General features: G+C 56.1%; 19 protein-coding genes. 8 read left to right on the plus strand and 11 right to left on the minus strand.

The features are described from left to right. Nucleotides 1-172: 172 nt before the first annotated feature. Nucleotides 173-1,537, plus strand: coding sequence for an ethanolamine permease (eat, locus tag H7K52_RS11400; RefSeq protein ID WP_008924864.1), 1,365 nt, complete (start codon nucleotides 173-175; stop codon nucleotides 1,535-1,537). 84 nt (nucleotides 1,538-1,621) lie between these two features. Here eat and mak read toward each other — a convergent pair whose 3' ends face one another. Then, on the minus strand, nucleotides 1,622-2,533 hold the full coding sequence (mak, locus tag H7K52_RS11405) for a fructokinase (protein ID WP_182630057.1): 912 nt from the start codon (nucleotides 2,531-2,533) through the stop codon (nucleotides 1,622-1,624). Between the two features lie 146 nt (nucleotides 2,534-2,679). Here mak and rdgC point away from each other — a divergent pair, with 146 nt between their 5' ends. Both rdgC and H7K52_RS11415 read left to right on the plus strand, forming a co-directional pair. Continuing rightward, nucleotides 2,680-3,591 carry a recombination-associated protein RdgC gene (gene rdgC / locus H7K52_RS11410; RefSeq protein WP_003850053.1) on the plus strand — a complete coding sequence of 304 codons (912 nt, stop codon included), beginning with the start codon at nucleotides 2,680-2,682 and terminating at the stop codon, nucleotides 3,589-3,591. Nucleotides 3,592-3,674: 83 nt separating this feature from the next. Then, the gene (locus H7K52_RS11415; RefSeq protein ID WP_182630058.1) at nucleotides 3,675-5,087 is read left to right on the plus strand and encodes a hypothetical protein; all 1,413 of its coding nucleotides are present in this window, start codon (nucleotides 3,675-3,677) and stop codon (nucleotides 5,085-5,087) included. 28 nt (nucleotides 5,088-5,115) lie between these two features. Here the strand turns inward: H7K52_RS11415 and ppnP are convergent, their stop codons facing one another. The 3 genes from ppnP to aroL all read right to left on the minus strand — a co-directional run bounded on the left by ppnP (nucleotide 5,116) and on the right by aroL (nucleotide 6,515). Beyond that, nucleotides 5,116-5,412 (minus strand): pyrimidine/purine nucleoside phosphorylase, encoded by a 297-nt coding sequence (gene ppnP / locus H7K52_RS11420; protein ID WP_003850060.1) that lies wholly within the window; start codon nucleotides 5,410-5,412, stop codon nucleotides 5,116-5,118. Between the two features lie 275 nt (nucleotides 5,413-5,687). After that, nucleotides 5,688-5,879 carry a YaiA family protein gene (locus H7K52_RS11425; RefSeq protein WP_003850063.1) on the minus strand — a complete coding sequence of 64 codons (192 nt, stop codon included), beginning with the start codon at nucleotides 5,877-5,879 and terminating at the stop codon, nucleotides 5,688-5,690. A gap of 111 nt (nucleotides 5,880-5,990) precedes the next feature. Continuing rightward, entirely contained in the window at nucleotides 5,991-6,515 is a 525-nt protein-coding gene (aroL, locus tag H7K52_RS11430; protein WP_003850067.1) for a shikimate kinase AroL, read from the minus strand. Between the two features lie 315 nt (nucleotides 6,516-6,830). Here aroL and H7K52_RS11435 point away from each other — a divergent pair, with 315 nt between their 5' ends. Next, a complete protein-coding gene (locus tag H7K52_RS11435) occupies nucleotides 6,831-7,559 on the plus strand; it encodes a DUF2076 domain-containing protein (protein ID WP_182630059.1) in 729 nt (242 codons plus the stop codon). Here the strand turns inward: H7K52_RS11435 and H7K52_RS11440 are convergent. Continuing rightward, on the minus strand, nucleotides 7,556-8,011 hold the full coding sequence (locus tag H7K52_RS11440) for a YaiI/YqxD family protein (protein ID WP_003850071.1): 456 nt from the start codon (nucleotides 8,009-8,011) through the stop codon (nucleotides 7,556-7,558). The two genes, H7K52_RS11435 and H7K52_RS11440, sit on opposite strands and share 4 nt — an antisense overlap. A 168-nt stretch (nucleotides 8,012-8,179) precedes the next feature. On the opposite strand from H7K52_RS11440, the gene proC reads away from it, so the two are divergent. Next, the gene (gene proC, locus H7K52_RS11445; RefSeq protein WP_003850072.1) at nucleotides 8,180-8,992 is read left to right on the plus strand and encodes a pyrroline-5-carboxylate reductase; all 813 of its coding nucleotides are present in this window, start codon (nucleotides 8,180-8,182) and stop codon (nucleotides 8,990-8,992) included. A 54-nt stretch (nucleotides 8,993-9,046) separates the two neighbouring features. Here proC and H7K52_RS11450 read toward each other — a convergent pair whose 3' ends face one another. From H7K52_RS11450 to iraP, 3 genes are all read right to left on the minus strand, one after another. After that, nucleotides 9,047-10,573, minus strand: a complete 1,527-nt coding sequence (locus H7K52_RS11450) for an FAD-dependent oxidoreductase (protein ID WP_182630060.1) — start codon at nucleotides 10,571-10,573, stop codon at nucleotides 9,047-9,049. A gap of 228 nt (nucleotides 10,574-10,801) precedes the next feature. Further along, nucleotides 10,802-11,104 carry a PsiF family protein gene (locus tag H7K52_RS11455; protein ID WP_003850074.1) on the minus strand — a complete coding sequence of 101 codons (303 nt, stop codon included), beginning with the start codon at nucleotides 11,102-11,104 and terminating at the stop codon, nucleotides 10,802-10,804. Nucleotides 11,105-11,216: 112 nt separating this feature from the next. Beyond that, the gene (gene iraP / locus H7K52_RS11460) at nucleotides 11,217-11,471 is read right to left on the minus strand and encodes an anti-adapter protein IraP (RefSeq protein ID WP_003850075.1); all 255 of its coding nucleotides are present in this window, start codon (nucleotides 11,469-11,471) and stop codon (nucleotides 11,217-11,219) included. Between iraP and H7K52_RS11465 the strand changes: the two genes are divergently transcribed. Together H7K52_RS11465 and H7K52_RS11470 are read left to right on the plus strand one after the other, a co-directional pair. Continuing rightward, nucleotides 11,470-11,661 carry a hypothetical protein gene (locus H7K52_RS11465; protein ID WP_003850076.1) on the plus strand — a complete coding sequence of 64 codons (192 nt, stop codon included), beginning with the start codon at nucleotides 11,470-11,472 and terminating at the stop codon, nucleotides 11,659-11,661. The genes iraP and H7K52_RS11465 overlap by 2 nt on opposite strands. Nucleotides 11,662-12,060: 399 nt before the next feature. Next, the gene (locus tag H7K52_RS11470) at nucleotides 12,061-15,195 is read left to right on the plus strand and encodes a beta-galactosidase (protein WP_182630061.1); all 3,135 of its coding nucleotides are present in this window, start codon (nucleotides 12,061-12,063) and stop codon (nucleotides 15,193-15,195) included. Here H7K52_RS11470 and H7K52_RS11475 read toward each other — a convergent pair. Beyond that, nucleotides 15,080-16,351 carry a multidrug efflux MFS transporter gene (locus tag H7K52_RS11475; protein WP_071591687.1) on the minus strand — a complete coding sequence of 424 codons (1,272 nt, stop codon included), beginning with the start codon at nucleotides 16,349-16,351 and terminating at the stop codon, nucleotides 15,080-15,082. The genes H7K52_RS11470 and H7K52_RS11475 overlap by 116 nt on opposite strands. Before the next feature lie 434 nt (nucleotides 16,352-16,785). Between H7K52_RS11475 and H7K52_RS11480 the strand changes: the two genes are divergently transcribed. Then, nucleotides 16,786-17,037: a biofilm development regulator YmgB/AriR family protein gene (locus tag H7K52_RS11480; protein ID WP_003850078.1), complete on the plus strand. Its 252-nt coding sequence runs from the start codon at nucleotides 16,786-16,788 to the stop codon at nucleotides 17,035-17,037. A gap of 13 nt (nucleotides 17,038-17,050) precedes the next feature. Here H7K52_RS11480 and H7K52_RS11485 read toward each other — a convergent pair whose 3' ends face one another. Both H7K52_RS11485 and H7K52_RS11490 read right to left on the minus strand, forming a co-directional pair. Then, complete coding sequence (locus H7K52_RS11485; protein ID WP_003850079.1) at nucleotides 17,051-17,368, minus strand: hypothetical protein; 318 nt, start codon at nucleotides 17,366-17,368, stop codon at nucleotides 17,051-17,053. Nucleotides 17,369-17,526: 158 nt separating this feature from the next. Further along, nucleotides 17,527-17,823 carry an I78 family peptidase inhibitor gene (locus tag H7K52_RS11490; protein WP_003850080.1) on the minus strand — a complete coding sequence of 99 codons (297 nt, stop codon included), beginning with the start codon at nucleotides 17,821-17,823 and terminating at the stop codon, nucleotides 17,527-17,529. Nucleotides 17,824-18,001 lie beyond the last annotated feature (178 nt).

An 18,001-nucleotide genomic window follows, 5' to 3' on the forward strand; every position in this document is an offset into this window, starting at 1 on the left:
GTTGACCGCAGCGTGCATCCGGCCCGGTTGTTGCCTGTGAGTTGACCGTGGAGGACAGAAGTCACTGCGCCCGCGTCAAGTCGTGGTGAGTAATGCAACGGCATTATCACCTTACTTTAGTCGTAATGGCGGTGTAACGCCGCGTGCGACCAACAACGACGGGGATAACAGTATGACAAACAGACTCAAGCCCACGCTGGGCACCCTGCACCTGTGGGGGATTGCGGTTGGCCTGGTGATCTCAGGCGAATATTTCGGCTGGAGTTACGGCTGGGCTGTGGCAGGCACGCTGGGATTTCTGGTCACTACCGCGCTGATCGCCACACTCTATACCTGCTTTATCTTTAGCTTCACCGAACTGACCACTGCGATCCCTCATGCGGGCGGGCCGTTTGCCTACAGTCGTCGCGCCTTTGGCGAAACCGGCGGACTGATTGCCGGTCTGGCGACGCTGATTGAGTTTGTCTTTGCGCCACCGGCGATCGCCATGGCGATTGGGGCTTATCTCAATGTGCAGTATCCCCAGCTCAACCCAAAAACCGCAGCGGTCGGGGCTTACCTGGTGTTCATGACGCTGAATATTCTGGGTGTAAAACTGGCGGCGATGTTCGAACTGGTTGTCACCGTGCTGGCTGTCATTGAGCTGCTGGTGTTTATGGGCGTGGTCTCACCCGGCTTTAGCCTGGCGAATTTTGCCGCGCACGGCTGGGCAGGCAGCGACACCTTCGGCATGCCCGCCTTCTCCGGTATTTTCGCCGCCATTCCCTTCGCCATCTGGTTCTTCCTTGCCATTGAAGGTGCAGCGATGGCCGCCGAAGAGGCAAAAGATCCCACCCGAACCATTCCCCGCGCCTACATTAGCGGGATTCTGACGCTGGTGGTGCTGGCGATTGGCGTGATGCTGATGGCAGGCGGCGCGGGCGACTGGCGCAAACTCTCGGACATAAACGATCCGCTGCCGCAGGCGATGAAAATGATTGTCGGCGAACACTCTAACTGGATGCATATGCTGGTGTGGATTGGCCTGTTTGGTCTGATTGCCAGCTTCCACGGCATTATTCTCGGCTATTCACGGCAGTTTTTTGCTCTGGCACGCGCGGGCTATCTGCCGCCTTCTCTGGCAAAACTGTCACGTTTCCAGACCCCGCATCGGGCGATTATTCTCGGTGGCGTACTGGGCATCGCGGCGATTTACAGCGATGGCGTGATTAATCTGCAGGGAATGACGCTGACGGCGGCGATGATCACCATGGCGGTGTTTGGCGCGATTGTGATGTACATCATGAGCATGCTGAGCCTGTTTAAACTCCGCCGCAGCGCGCCGGAAATGCCCCGCAGTTTCCGCGCACCGGGCTATCCGATTGTTCCGGGCATCGCCCTGCTGCTGTCGGTGGTCTGTCTGCTGGCGATGCTGTGGTTTAACCCGGTGATTGGCGCGCTGTTCTTTGCCATCATGCTGGTCGGCTATATTTACTTCCTCGCCACCAAAGCGCAGCGCGACCGGGCGCCACAGGACACGATGCTGGTGGGCGAATAAACGCGGCGCGGCAAGGTGCCGCGCTGTGGGTTACGTTCAGCGCCTGCAATCCAGGCGCTGAACGTCAGCGGATGTGCGGGACACTCAGCCGTTAAGCGGCCAGAGCCACGCCGCACCGCGTACGCCGCTGGAGTCGCCATGCTGCGCCTTCAGCACGGGCGTTTCACACTCTCCGCCAAACACCCACTGCTTCATCAGCACCGGCACGGTCTGATAGAGCCGATCCACATTACTCATCCCGCCGCCCAGCACGATCACGTCAGGATCGATCAGGTTCACCACCTGCGCCAGCGATTTTGCCAGACGCAGTTCATAGCGGCTCATTGCCAGTTCGGCGATCGGATCCTGCTGTGCCAGCAGTGAGACGATCTCCGCGCCCTTGCGATGTACGCCGCTCAGCCGCTGATAGTCGATACCAAAACCGGTGCCTGAAACAAAGGTTTCGATACAGCCCTGCTGCCCGCAATAACAGGGCACTTCCTGACGATAATGCAGCTCATCCTCATCCATCCACGGCAGCGGATTGTGGCCCCACTCACCGGCATTACCGTTACCACCGATGCGCGATTCACCGTTAATCGCGACACCTGCACCCGATCCGGTACCGATAATCACGGCAAACACCAGCGACTGTCCGGCACCGGCACCGTCGACCGCTTCCGATACGGCCAGGCAATTCGCGTCGTTGGCGATGCGCACTTCCCGGTTCAGCGCCTGAGCCAGATCTTTATCCAGCGGCTGGCCGTTAAGCCAGGTGGAGTTCGCATTCTTCACCCGCTTACTGAAAGGCGAAAGCGAGCCGGGAATGCCCAGGCCGACCGTGCCGGTCTCGCCAGTTTTCTGCTCCGCCAGCGTGACCAGATCAACAATTGCCTGCACCGTTGCCTGATAGTCGTCACGCGGGGTATTCACGCGGTGACGGAACAGCTCCTGTCCCTTATCTGACAATGCAATCACTTCTGTCTTGGTGCCACCCAGATCTATGCCTATGCGCAAGGTTACTTCCTCGTTATTCGTTCAGGTGAGAGATACAGTAAAAGGCGGCTGCCTTAAAGGCAATGAAACCACTCCGATGTTTCGCTATCATGCGCGCTGACTCTCGCAGACTTGTGCGCCCGATCGCGCCACGGTAAGGAATCCCGATGTTGTGGTTTAAAAATATGATGGTTTATCGTCTGAATCGTGACATTCCGCTGTCCGCAGATGAGATGGAAAAACAGCTCGACGCCTTCACTTTTTCACCGTGTGGCAGTCAGGATATGAGCAAGACCGGCTGGGTCTCGCCGATGGGTAACCGCAGCGACGCGCTGACCCACGAGAATAAAGGCCAGATTGTGATTTGCGCCCGCAAAGAAGAGAAAATCCTGCCTTCGCCGGTCGTCAAACAGGCGCTGGAAGCAAAAATCGACAAGCTGGAATCTGAGCAGAGCCGCAAGCTCAAAAAGACCGAAAAAGATTCGCTGAAAGATGAAGTGCTGCATAGCCTGCTGCCGCGCGCCTTCAGCCGTTTCAGCCAGACCTATTTGTGGATCGACACGGTCAATAACCTGATTATGGTGGACTGTGCCAGCGCGAAAAAAGCGGAAGATACCCTGGCGCTGCTGCGCAAAAGCCTGGGTTCACTGCCGGTGGTGCCACTGACGCTGGAAAATCCGATTGAACTGACGCTGACCCAATGGGTGCGTTCAGGCGACCTGCCAGCCGGGTTTGCGCTGATGGATGAAGCGGAGCTGAAAGCCCTGCTGGAAGATGGCGGCGTCATCCGCTGCAAGAAGCAGGATCTGGTGTGCGATGAGATCGCCAACCATATCGAAGCCGGCAAGGTCGTGACCAAACTGGCACTCGACTGGCAGGAGCGTATTCAGTTCGTGCTGGCCGATGATGGTTCAGTGAAGCGTCTGAAGTTCAGCGACACGTTGCGCGACCAGAACGACGATATCGACCGTGAAGATTTCGCGCAGCGCTTTGATGCGGACTTTATTCTGATGACCAGCGAACTGGCGGCACTCACCAGTAATCTGGTGGAAGCGTTAGGCGGCGAAGCCCAGCGTTAAGCATTATCAGGGCGGCGCCGTTCCGCCCTGAAGTTTTGGCATACTTTGTCGATAACCGGGTCTTTGGCAAAGGAATTCCACTTATGTCCCGCTTATTTCGGCACCTGTTTTTATTTTGCACACTGTCGCTTCTTTCACTCTCTGCACGCAGTCAGCCCGCCTCGGATGATCCGCCCAGCGTCAGCCGTTTCGATGCGGTGCGCATCAACGATCGCCTGAATGTGATGGTGGCTATTCCCGGTAAAAACGGGGGCGCAATGCAGGTCTGGCAGGCTTATGATTGCCAAAAACCTTATGCCGAAGCGCTTTACCGCCACATGGTCGATGCAGAAGGCAGCCCACAAGGCCGGTTTTACGGCAATGAATATGGCCGCTACAGCGCACCTCAGCCTGGCTCAAATCAGGATCCGGCTGTTCTGAAAAAAATCTGCGGATTACCCGAAAGGTCAGTGCTATGGGAAAAAATTGAATCTGCTGATAAGTATGGTGCCACGACACTGATTGACGTTGCCAGCCTGAAGCGTGAGGCAGAGATATTGCGGGTCCGGGTCGGCACTGATTATGCGGCCAGCGATTTCGATCCACCCTATGATGCGCCCTACAGTCTAAAGGTCGAAAATTACCGTTTTAACTGCGAAACCGGTGTCAGTACACCGTTATCCGCATTTGATATTGATGACAACGGTTACGTAACCGATTCACTGGATGGAGGCCAGCTGGCGCGCCGTAAAACCGCTTTTGATCTGACGCCTCTGCTGCAAAAAACTTTTGCCCAGCTCTGTACGCTGCCAGATGTTAAGAGATTTCATGCACTGGGCCACTTCAGACCCGCTTCGCATAAATCGCCCGGTTCGATGGCACAACAGATGCTACCCGACCTGAATGGCAATCCGGCCTCGGTGCTGGCCGCCGTCCCGCTTGCCCCTGCCCTGCAGCAACAACTGAAAACCCTGGTCCATCCCTGGGCCACACCGCGTTTTCAGCAGCTCAGCTGGGTCGAAAATAGTCGGGAAGGTCGCGTCAGCGTGCATATGGTGGCGGATGACGCTGGATTTATTCGCAAGCTGGAGGATTACGGTATCTGGAAAGTGCAGCGTCTGACGATTGCCAATGATATCCAGCTCGCCTATACCATGTCGATTTCCTATTCCCCTTCGCGGTTAAAACAACTTAGTTCGACGCTGCGTTATCCGCTAACCGCCGGACAGCACTATCAGAACGACGCGGTGAGTGAGAGTAGCGTGGGCAAGGATGAGGACAGTCATCAGCGGGAAACCTGTGCCGTCTCCAGCGGTGGCGACGCGCGAGAGATTAACCTGGCATTTAGCGGACGCTATCTGAAGGTAACCTGTACCATTGCGACAGACAAACAGCCTGTCACCGTCATAGAGAGTGCCTGGCTTGAAGACCTGCGGATTTTAGCGCCACTAAGGGCAAAAACAGGTGATAAACCGATGGGCGCTATCACCCTGAGTGATGTGAAGATTATTCGCTAGAAAAAAGGGCCGCTTAGCGGCCCTTTTTTTAATCTTTATCTTTCAGGTAACGGCAGAGATAGGAACTTGGCTCGCCAACCTGCAGATGAAACTCGCTGTGACCCGGCACATTAAACACCGAACCCGCTTCAAACCATTTCCACTCGGTCTCACCTGGCAGCAACACCTTAAGCGAGCCGCTAACAACGGTCATCTCTTCCGGCTGGCCGGTACCAAATGTGTATTCACCTTCAGACATCACGCCGACGCTGGCACGACCGGTGCTCGCACTGTCAAAACCAATAGATTTAACTTTTCCGTCAAAATACTCACTAACGTTGAGCATAATAGTTCTCCAGAGCACATGTTGTGTGTCTGGCAGTGTAGAAGGGAACCCGCTGATCTGTCACGCGAAATGATGGTCGTTTGTGATCTGTTCCGGCGGGAGAAATCAGACGCGCAGAGCGAAAAAGCGTTAAGCCAGTATTCCAGGCAGCTTTGTTGTGCGTCGGCAAGGGGATGTCGGGAATAAAGAGGCGATGGGCATAACTCAGGCAACGTACTGACAAACGGCGAAATGACGCTGAATATCAGGCTGGCCTCCCTGCCAGCCGCAATGCTTTACTCTTTTTCGACGTCTTCGTAGCGCGCTTTAGCATCGTGCGCTTCTTCTTCCGTCTCATGCTCACTGATTAATGAATTCGGTTTGGGATGATCAGCACGCAATTCATAAAAGGTTACCTTATTACCTTCAGGCCCCTTTTCAACAGTCACAATTTTCGCTTCACGCGGGTACGGCGGTCTGGTAGGCATACTGTGTCCCTCTTGTCTGAACAACATTCCACAGGACAGGCTGCTGCCTGTCATAGGATAAGTATAGACAATGCCATCTGAAGCGGGATCAAAGCGGGAAAAATCTGAGGGTTAGCTGGCGCGCGCCAGAGAAAGTGACAGCAGAATCTCTTCCACCACACACTCCGGTGCCTGCATGGCATTCACCTGATGATGGGCCGCCGCCTGGTAAAGGTGCGCGCGTTCACGCAGCACATCACTCATCTCGTCAGCGATCGGACGTCCGGTTAAGGTCGGACGCTGGGCCGCTTCAGGTTCGCTTTCCAGTCGCTCTGCCAGCACCTCAGGTGATGCACTCAGCCAGATCACCTGCCCCTGCTCCTGCATAAAGCGGCAGTTCTCTTCAGCCAGGATCATGCCACCGCCCGTGGCAATGACCGTCCTGGGGGCCGTGACTGCTTTCAGCGACTCCGTTTCACGGGCGCGGAAACCTTCCCAGCCTTCCGCCTCGACAATCTCCGTCACGCTGCGTTGCGTGCTGAGTTGCAGATGGTGATCGGTATCCGTAAAGGCGTAGCCCAGCGCCTGCGATAACGCCTCGCCGACCGTGGTTTTGCCGCAACCGCGAGCGCCAATCAAAAAGATGGGTAGTGACATCAGGGCCGTTCCTCCGCCTGACCGCGCGATGCGGCTGCATGGTTAGCTGATTAATGCGACGCATCATAACTGGAAATTATTATGGCCTCCACCTGTCAGGCATGATTTACGCTTTTTCCTCACATGAACAGCGATAATCTCTCTATTTTCAAGGGGAAATGCATGCACGTTTTGTGCATCAGGTGAGTAACCGGGCGCTAAAAAACGCATAAAACGGCGGCTAAAATGGGCTGGCAATATTTGCTTACCGCCCGGATTTTACTTTTCGTGTTGACGCCCCCATATACTGATAACAATCGCCACAGGAGAGTCATCATGCAACGCGAAGAACAACAACTGATTGATGGGCTGTTCAGCCGTCTGAAACAGGCCGAAAGCCAGGCCGTGGCACGCGATGCCGCTGCCGAACAATTGATTAACCAGCATCTTCAGGCGCAGCCAGGCGCGCCTTACTACATGACGCAGGCAATCCTGATTCAGGAAGCGGCGCTGAAAAAACTCAATGAGAAAGTGTCAGCGCTGGAAAGCCAGGTGGCACAGTTGCAGCAACAACAACAGCAGCAGCCTGCACAGAGCAGCGGCGGCTTCCTGTCGGGACTGTTTGGCAGCGGTTCGCGTCAGCAGCCTTCCGTTCAGCAGCCGCAGCAACAGTCGCCGTGGAACAGTGCGCCGCAGCAACCGGCACAGCAGCAGTATGCCCCTGCCCAGGCACCCGCGCCACGCGGCACCGGTTTCCTTGGCGGCGCTCTGCAAACTGCCGTGGGCGTCGCGGGTGGTGTCGTGATGGCCGACATGCTGACCAGCATGTTCCACCATTCACAGCCGGAAGAGATTGTGAATATCATCAATGAGCCGCCGCTGCCGGAGGTGAATGATAATCTCAACACCTTCAACGGTGGCGATGACAATGCCGATAACTTTAACGGTGGTAACGACAGCGCCTTCCTCGACCAGAACACGGGCTGGGACAGCAATTATGCCGACAACAGCGATCTCAACGATTTTGGCGGCAACGATTTCGACGACGACGACAGCTTCGTTTAAGTTGAGCGTTTCTGCTGGGTGAGCCAGCTATCCAGTTCATTCGCAAACTGCTGGCGGTCACGCGGACTCATCGTCGCGGGGCCGCCGGTCTGCACGCCGCTTGACCGCAGCGTATCCATAAAATCACGCATCGTCAGACGTTCGCGTATCGTCGCCGGTGAGTAACGCTCGCCGCGCGGATTCAGCGCCGCTGCCCCTTTCTCAATCACCTCAGCCGCCAGCGGAATATCGGCGGTGATCACCAGATCGCCGGGCTGACAACGTCTGACAATCTCATTGTCCGCCACATCAAAGCCAGCAGGCACCTGCAGCGTGCGCAGATACGGCGATGGCGGCACGCGCAAAAACTGGTTCGCCACAAAAGTGACCGTGGTCGCGGTACGATCCGCCGCACGGTAGAGCACCTCTTTGATCACATTCGGACAGGCATCGGCATCGACCCAGATAAACATCATGATTCCTTACAGTCAGAGAAGCCTGAGATCTTGCCGGGTTCCTCTTAAATGGCAAATTTAATTTGCGCCACGCTTTCCAGCGCGCTTGCAGCTGACTTGTTATTCGGGCTGGCTGAAGTAAGCTAGCTCACTGAGAAAAACGAATAATGTCCTAAGGAGATGGCGATGCTGGCAAAGAAAATCGGATTTATCGGCGGGGGAAACATGGCGAAAGCCATTATCGGCGGACTGGTCAACAGCGGCAAAATCGCCCCGTCTGATATCTTCGTTTACGATCGCAAAGCTGAGACCAACCAGGCGATGGCAGAGCAGTATGGCATCAACGCAGCAGAGAGCGCGGATGCGCTGGCGCGTGAAGTGGACATCCTGTTCGGCGCAGTAAAACCGAATGTCATTCTGAAAGTATTAAAAGAGCTGGCAGGCAGCCTGAAAAAAGAGGCGCTGGTGGTGTCGATTGCCGCTGGCGTGACGCTGGACTCGCTCTCATCCGTGCTGGGTTACGATCGCAAAATTGTCCGCGCAATGCCGAATACGCCCTCACTGGTGAGCGAAGGCATGACCTCGGTAACGCCTAACGTGCTGGTTGAGCAGGCGGAGATCGACGAAGTCGTGGCGATTTTTGAGAGCTTCGGCAAAGCGGCCGTAGTGGATGAATATCTGATTCACTCTGTGGTCGGCGTGAGCGGTTCTGCACCGGCCTACGTGTTTATGTTTATCGAGGCGATGGCGGATGCAGCCGTACTGGGTGGCATGCCGCGTGCTCAGGCCTATCAGTTTGCTGCGCAGGCGGTGAAAGGCGCGGCGCAGATGGTGCTGACCACCGGTAAACATCCGGCTGAACTCAAAGATATGGTCTGCTCTCCAGGCGGCACCACCATTGAAGCGGTGAAAGTGCTGGAAGAAAAAGGGATGCGCTCGGCAGTGATGGAAGCGATGCAGCAGTGCATGGCGAAGTCAGAGAAACTGAGTCGCAGCTAACCGGTGAGAAAGTACGCAGGGCGGCCCGTCAGCCTGGTCCGCCCTGCGTGCAGCTTAACTGATTTTCGCCTGACAGCGCGCCACCGCGTCAGAAAGCGTCATGGGGTGCTGCATCTGCTCCACCAGCTCAGCGGTCAGCGTATACATACCGCATGAGCAGATCGCCGCCAGTTGCCCCTGCTGACCATAAAACGCCATAAATTTTTTATCCTCCAGCGAACCGATTAGCTGGAATTCATCCCATTCTGCCGCGTGGCCAACATACTCATAACGAGTGCCATACTGGGTCGTCCAGAAGAACGGGACCCGATCAAAAGCGACGTTTTGATCCAGCATATTCCATGCGGCAGTCTGTCCCTGCTGATGTGCAACGCGATAGTGCTCAATACGCAGCGGCCCCTGTGCCGCCGGATAGGTGGCGATATCCCCCGCCACCCAGATATTATCAGCGACCCGCAACTGATCATCCGCCTGCAGGCTGCCATCCTCTGCCAGCGGCAGATCGTGAATAAAGTCGGTGGCCGGTTTAACCCCGGTCGCGAACAGCACAACGGTAGCATCCAGCTTGCGTCCGCCCTTCAGCTGCACGCCATTTACCTTCTGGTCACCCTGCAGCGCTTCGATCTCGCCCTGCACCCACTTCACGCCGTTTTGCTCATGAAGCTGGTAGAAATAGCGACCAATCTGCTCGCCAAACCGTTTAGCAAAAGGCAGTGCCTGGCGGGCAATGACTGTGACGTCAATATCGCGGTTACGCAGTGCCGACGCCAGTTCGGTACCGATAAAACTGTTGCCGATAATCACGATTTTATGGCTGGCATCCACCGCCTGAAGCAGCTCATCGGTCTGCGCTTTGCTGCGCAGCAGATGAACCCCGTCAAGATCGCTGCCCGGCAAATCGGGAAGAACAGGCGTCGCGCCGCTGGCGATCAACAGTTTGTCGAACGCAAGCGTACCGCCATCCTCGAAGATTAACCGCTGCTGCTGTGCATCCAGCCGGCTCACTGTAGCCTGGAGTCGTTCAACGTGCTCCATCACATCCGCTTTCAGCAGCTGCGGCACTTCGTTAATATCCATTTTTCCCGACGGCACAAATTTGGTCAGCGCGGTGCGGTCATAGGGTGCATCTGCTTCACGCTCGACCAGTATCAGGCGGCCTTTAAAACCTTCATGACGCAGACGCCATAGCGCTGCGCTACCCGCCGCGCCGCCACCCAATACCACATAGACCGGTGCATCTGCCCCGCTGCCAATGGGTGCTGCGGGTGACATCGCTTTGGGGTTTATCAGTACCCGGCCCTCTTCAATGCGAAGCGGGTACTGTTTGAGATCGGCTAACGCCAGCGGTTCACACATTTTGCCATCGGCGATATCAAACGCGGCTTTATGCCACGGGCAGACCAGCCGATCGCCGCAAATCGCGCCCTGTTCAAGCGGTGCGCCAGCGTGTGGACATTTCGCCTGAAAAGCACGGACGTTGTCACCGTCGCGAATCAATAATAGATCAACATCGCCGAGCGTCTTTTTAACCGGCTGTCGCTGCGGCAGATCGTTCAGGTCGACGGTAAATTGATAGTTCACGGCATGGCTCCTTTCACTGTTTCTGGTCTTATGCTGCACGGCAAAAAAGCCCGCTGCGCAATCCCCTACAAACAGTAAGTGTGGCAAAGGAACCGGGAAGCCTGATGAGGAATCTGTTTCAGAAAGATAACCTGCTGTTGTGGCAGGTAATTTAATCGGCGTTGAGGGGGAAGTGAATCCGCATCGGGCGGCAGATAGAAGCGGCCACCTGCGTGGCCGTGGGCATCATCAGCTCTTTTTCAGGCACTGACTCATAAAGGTTTTACGGGCATCGCCTGCCAGTTTTTTATCACCGGCTTCACCGTTACAGCTTTTCATTTTCATCTGCTGCGGTGACATCTGCGACATCTTGCTGTCCTTTTTCAGGCATTCACTCATAAAGGTTTTGCGCGCATCCCCTTTGAGATCCTGTGATTTCGCATGCTGGTTGCACATCGTCATTTTCTCCTGCTGCGGAGTTTTCTCCGCAGCACCTGCCAGCCCGCTGACCAGCAGGCCTGCCATCATCATCGCCATTAAACCGACTTTCATCTTGATAACTCCACAGTGGATTGTCCTCTATTATTCTGGCAGCGAATAAGCAAAGCAGAAAATGTTTGAGGTCAAAGTGATGGGAAGATCCCATTCCCGACCTGTTCCGGGATCAATACTGGCGGGGATGATGGAGCAGCTTTTCAATGTAATTGCGCAGCAGGCGTGCATCGTTATCATCAGCATCAGCCACGTTGTCCATAGCGCTTTCAATGCTGGTGGTGATTGCCAGATGTTGTTGCGGCTCCAGCTTGCGAACCAGCGCAGTGACAACGATCTCCAGTGCTTCAATCTGCGCCATTTGCTCTTTCGCTGTCGCCTCTTTTTCAGCCAGCTTTACCAGTAACTCAGCAATCAGGTTTTTCATGCTGTTGTCTCAGCGGTGGAGAAAAGCTGAAATTATCACCACGCTGGCTAAAAAAACAGAGGGCGACAGCCATTTTTTCAGTGGCTTAGCCCACATTTATCCCATCTGTTCAGCCATTTACGGTTATTTTGCTGGCGAAACGTTTTGCGGGGTTGCACTGCCGCGGTTAAATGTCGCTTGCCTGAAATGAAACAGAGAAGCTTAACGAGGATTTACGAATCCGTGACCCGGCCCGCCACCGTGTCCGCCCCAACCGCCGCCGGGAGGCGGGAAAATACATCCACTTAATGCAGTCACTAATCCCACAACAGCCACCAGCTTATTGATTCGTACCCTATCTACCTCAGAGTGAAAAAATCGGGCTGAGTGTATGAAGCCGCTGGCATGGCGACAAGTGAGATTCCTCTGCTTCAGGCGGCTATTCATCTTTGCTGACCAGACTTAACGTTTTACCGCCAGTATGTCGTCGTATTCTCAACATCCCGGTGAGTTTGTTAACAGGACTATTTGTGTAAATCGGGAGGGTGAACACTTTACAGACTGACGAATTTTGCGCATTGTGAGCGCATTACATTTACAGGATAAAATCATGACTCTCTCTCTGGCTACTTTCAGTGACATCCTCTCCCGGCGCGACTGGGAGAACCCGGTCGTGACCTCGCTGCATCGTCTGGATGCCCATCCGCCATTCGCCAGCTGGCGCGATGAAGCGGCGGCGCGCGATGATCATCCTTCGGCGTCACGGCAATGTCTCAACGGAGAGTGGGGATTTAGTTACTTTGCTCAGCCTGAAGCGGTGCCTGCCAGCTGGTTATTGCAGGATCTGCCGGATGCCAGCACGATTCCGGTCCCGGCTAACTGGCAGATGCACGGCTTCGATGCGCCCATTTACACCAACGTACAATATCCGATTCCCGTTAATCCTCCGCTGGTTCCCGCCGGGAATCCCACCGGATGTTACTCGCTCACATTCACGACTGACACAGCCTGGCTCGATTCGGGACAGACACGCATCATTTTTGACGGCGTAAATTCGGCTTTTCACCTGTGGTGCAATGGGCGCTGGATTGGCTACTCTCAGGACAGCCGCCTGCCCGCCGAATTTGACCTGAGTCCTCATCTGCGACCGGGCAAAAACCGGCTGGCGGTGATGGTGCTGCGCTGGAGCGACGGCAGCTATCTGGAAGATCAGGATATGTGGCGGATGAGCGGCATTTTCCGCGATGTCACATTACTGCATAAACCGCAGGTGCATCTGGCCGACGTTCAGCTGGAAACCCGGCTCAGCCCGGAGTTTACCCGTGCCGAGCTACGCGCCCAGGTCCGCGTCGCCTTACCGCCGGACGCCACCTCGCGCTATCAGCTGCGCCTGACGCTGTGGCAGGGTAAACAGCAGGTTGCGCAGTGTCAGCAGCCGCTGGGCAGCGCGATCATTGACGAACGGGGTCACTATCCTGAACGCGCCCTGCTCAGCCTGCCGGTTGAACAGCCCGCGCTGTGGAGCGCCGAAACGCCCCACCTCTATCGTGCGACGCTGGCGCTGCTGGATGGCGATCAGCAGCTGGTCGAAGTGGAAGCTTACGATGTTGGCTTCCGTCAGGTCACCATCGACAACGGCCTGCTCTGCCTCAACGGCAAACCGCTGCTGATCCGGGGCACCAACCGCCATGAGCACCATCCGGAGCACGGTCAGGTAGTGGATGAGGCGACGATGCGCCGTGACATCGAGCTGATGAAGCAGCACAATTTCAATGCGGTCCGCTGTTCGCACTACCCTAATCATCCGCTCTGGTACCGGTTGTGTGACCAGTACGGGCTTTATGTCGTGGATGAGGCCAATATCGAAACCCACGGCATGCAGCCGATGAACCGGCTCTCCGATGATCCCCGCTGGTTCGCGGCCTACAGCGAACGCGTCACGCGCATGGTGCAGCGCGATCGTAATCACTGCAGCATTATCATCTGGTCGCTGGGCAACGAGTCAGGACATGGCGCCACCCATGACGCGCTCTACCGCTGGGTGAAAAGCAGCGATCCAACCCGTCCGGTGCAGTATGAAGGCGGCGGTGCAGATACCGCCGCAACCGATATTATCTGCCCGATGTATGCCAGGGTTGATGAAGATCAGCCGTTCCCGGCAGTGCCGAAATGGTCGCTTAAGAAGTGGATCGGTCTGCCGGGCGAAACGCGTCCGTTGATCCTCTGTGAATACGCGCATGCCATGGGCAACAGTTTCGGCGGTTTTGCGAAGTACTGGGAGGCCTTCCGTCAGTTCCCGCGACTGCAGGGCGGCTTCGTCTGGGACTGGGTGGATCAGAGCCTGACCCGCTATGACGATCAGGGTAACCCCTGGCAGGCTTACGGCGGCGATTTTGGCGATAAGCCTAACGATCGTCAGTTCTGTATGAACGGGCTGGTGTTTGCCGATCGCACGCCACATCCAGCGCTTTATGAAGCGCAGCGCGCCCAGCAGTTTTATCAGTTTACCGTTGATCCCCGCGATCCGCTGAGCGTTACGATCAGCAGCGACTATCTGTTCCGCCACAGTGATAATGAAGTGCTGCGCTGGTCCATTGAGCAGGAAGGAGAGGTGGTGACAGAAGGCGAAATAGTGCTGGATATCACCGCGCAGAGTCAGCAGCGGATCACGCTGCCTACACCGCCCGCGTTATACGGCGAATGCTGGCTGAACGTCGCGATTCATCAGATCAACGCCACACCCTGGAGCGTTGCTGGCTGGCGCGTCGCCTGGCACCAGTGGGCGCTGCCCTCGGCGCTGGCGATGCCATTACAGCCAGAGGCTGCCGAAGCACCTGTGCTGCACAATGATGCCAGTGACATTGTTGTCACTCATCAGCAGCAACGCTGGCATTTTTCACGCCACAGCGGCGAACTGACGCAGTGGTTTGTCAATGAGGAGCCGACGCTGCTCTCCCCTCTTCAGGACTGCTTTATCCGCGCGCCGCTGGACAATGACATCGGCACCAGCGAAGCGGAACAGGTTGATCCTGATGCCTGGGTTGAACGCTGGAAAACGGCGGGTTATGACCAGATGAGCAGCAGTCTGGTATCGATCACGGCGAATACGTTGTCGCAGGCAGTGCAGATTGAGACGCTGCATGGCTGGCTCGCCAACGGTGAGCTCGCGTTCATCAGCCGTAAACGTTATGTGATCAACGCGCAGGGTGAGTTACAGCTGCAGCTGTCGGTTGAGCAGTCGCGCGGATTGCCACCGCCCGCACGCATCGGCTTGCGCTGTGAGCTGGCACACATCCCGCAGCAGGTTAGCTGGCTGGGCCTGGGTCCGCATGAAAACTATCCCGACCGCCAGCTGGCCGCGCAGTTTTCCCGCTGGCAGCTGCCGCTGGATCAGCTTTCAACGCCCTACGTTTTCCCCAGCGAGAATGGTCAGCGTGGCGGTACGCGTCAGCTCGACAGCGGCAGCTGGCAGGTCAGCGGCGACTTCGCTTTCTCGCTAAGCCGCTTCAGTCTGGAGCAGCTGCAGGAGACTTCACACCGCCACCTGCTGCGTCCTGAAACGGGCTGCTGGCTGCATCTGGATGCGTTTCACATGGGCGTTGGCGGCGATGACTCCTGGAGCCCCAGCGTCAGTCCTGAGTTTTTACTGACTCAGCAGCGCTGGCAGGCTGAGCTGACGATTTCTCAGCCAGGGGCAGCTCGGTCTTCGGACGCCGGTAAAAACGCTTCAGAAACAGCACATTAATCAGCACCACCACGGCGGTGGCAAAAAAGACCCAGCGGAAACCTGCCACCGCCGACACCGCAGCCCCCAGTAGCGGGCCTGCGACATTGCCGAGATACATAAACGACTGGTTATAGCCGAAGATTCGCCCGGTGATGTTGTCGCGCGAATGACGTACCAGAAGCGTCTGCACCGCAGGCATCATTGCGCCATCGGCGAAGCCCAGCAGAAACCGCAATATCCCCAGCTGTGTCGTGCTGGTCACAAACGACATCGCAACAAACAGCAGCAGCGAGATAACCATTGTCGCCAGCAGGATACGCTGCGTGCCGATGCGATCGCCGAGTCGCCCCAGCCGGGGTGCCGCCAGCAGCGCTGAGACGCCTGGCAGCGCGGCAATCACGCCACTCAGAAAAGCGATATTCTCCGCAGTCGGTGCCAGTTCACGCACAAACAACGTCAGAATCGGGTTCACCGACCCGTTGCACATCTGAATCACCATGGTGGTAAAAAAGAGGCAGAGCATCAGCTTTGGGTTATCCAGCGAGCGGAAAACCTCGCGTCCGCTGAGCTTATCTTTTTTACTGACCGGGATATAACCGGTCTCTTTAATCAGGAACAGCGTCACCAGAAAGCTGACCATCAACAGCACCGCAGTGACAATAAACACCGTACGCAAACCGACCCAGTCGGCCAGCAGCCCGCCCAGCATTGGCCCCAGAATTACCCCGCCAATCTGACCGGTTGAGACACAGCTCAGCGCCCAGCCGCTTCGTTCACGCGGAACCTGAGCCGCCACCAGCGCCATGGCGTTGGGGATATATCCGGAGGTTAGCCCCATCAGGGCACGCAGCAGCAGCAACTGCCAGGCCTCCGTGACAAAAGCCTGCAGCAGGATCACCACGCCCATGCCAAAAGCCGCACGCAGCAGCATCAGTTTACGACCTTTGCGATCGGCCAGGCTGCCCCATAGCGGCGCCACCGCCGCCGAGACCACAAAGGTGATACTGAAGGTAAGACCCGACCAGAGGCTCAGTGATTCGCCACCGGTTACGCCTAGCTGTTCAAGGTAGAGCGGCAGAAACGGGATAATCTGACTAATCGCCAGTCCGGTAAAAAAGCAGCCAAACCAGACCGAGATCAGGTTTATCTTCCAGGGTTCAATAGTGCGTGGCATGAGCAGACGATATAAAGAGAGGGTAGGCTCAGTCTAACGCGCGCATTCTCAGCGTGACCGACAAAACATGGCACAGAGAGTGAAAGAACGGATTCTGCTTTGATTCGGCTCAATTACCGGCACAAATTTCACCGACGCAGGAATTCAGAGTGCGAAGCGCGCGGATGACAGACGGCACTGAAACGCGCTTCTTAAACGCCCCCTCATCAATATGGAAAAATATGTCATTCTGTTACTGACAACCCCGCTCCCCGCTTCTATGTTTAAAAAACCGCCAGCCGTGGCGGTGTGGCGATCATTCTTATCGGTGCGACGTCCTCCGCAAAAAACGGTGCAGACCATCCGGCTACGCTGAGGCAAACCAGCTTATTTCATACAGATACGCCCTTACTCAGCAGTAAGGGGCAGTGGCGTGTTTCAGCGGAGGTGGGGAAATGAGAGTACAACCAAATAGCGCCAGCCGTGCAATCAGTGACTATTTTAAAAGCCCGGCCTGGCGGACACCGCCAGAGTCCGATCTGCTGGCGGTGATCCTGCGTGAAATAATGGAAGCGGGCGAGCCCGCCACCAGTAAAGTGCTGATTGCGCGGGTGATCGATAAACTGGAAGTAGAGGGCGACGAGATGCAGTTGCAACGTTATCGCACCTTGCTGGCTCAGTTGATCGACACGCAGCCGGAGCCGTAAATCAACCCGGCGGCTACTTCACCCAGCGTAACTTATCCGCTTCGCTGACGCTGGCACGTCCGCTGCTGCGCTGAAACAGGCAGAGCTCCCGTCCCCGCTTATTTTTCATGTGCTGCTGCGGGTAGCGTCCCTCCAGCAACAGTGCACTGTAACCTGTGTTGTCGTCATATTCGATCGGTTCGCCCAGCACCCTGACTTTGCTCAGGTGGCTGGCGTTGACGCACGCCTGAACCATCACCTCGCGGCTCTTTTTCCAGGCGTCTTCACTGGACGCATGCGCCAGTGTGCTGCTGAGTAACAACGTGGGCAGAAATGCCACTATGCGTTTCATCTTCTTCTTCGCTCCTGTTCCGGTCCGCGGACGCTAAAAAAATTCCCGCCGGGGCGGGAATAAACAAGACGAGAACTATCTATTGTGTGACGAGGAAGTTTCTCAAACGCGCAGCTATCCTCGCCTGCTGTTATGACAAGCCTATGACATTCTGGCCATTAGCCACAATAAACTGAGCTGATATTGCCATTTTTATCGGCCAGGAAATTAAGCCGGTTGAGATTAAAGTCCATGGTGACGGCTGAATTATAGGGGATCGGACGCACCTGCTGTTCGAAGTGCTGACCCTGCAGTGCGGTCAACGGTTTGCCGATATAGTGTTGAAACTGTGAGGCGCCGCAGCGGTCAGCGTCGGGATCCTGCGCCACACGGGCAGTGTCGGGTTGAGAGGCAGATTGACAGGCGGTTAATGCGAACAGACCGACTACCAGCAGCCCTTTTCCATAAAATCTCACGTTTATTCTCCTGTTGGACGTGTAACACCTTGCCCAAGAGTAGCAAAACGCGCCGGCAGACCTGAACCCTTAAAAGGTAAAGTTGTTACAGCAGGATTAAGCCAACTGCTGGGCAGGCGTCCTTTTGAGATTAATCGCATTTTCAGCCAAAAAAAGTCACCGTGAACCCCTACAATTT

The sequence above is a fragment of the Pantoea hericii genome (assembly GCF_014155795.1).
In the GTDB taxonomy this organism is placed as follows: Bacteria; Pseudomonadota; Gammaproteobacteria; order Enterobacterales; family Enterobacteriaceae; genus Pantoea; species Pantoea eucalypti.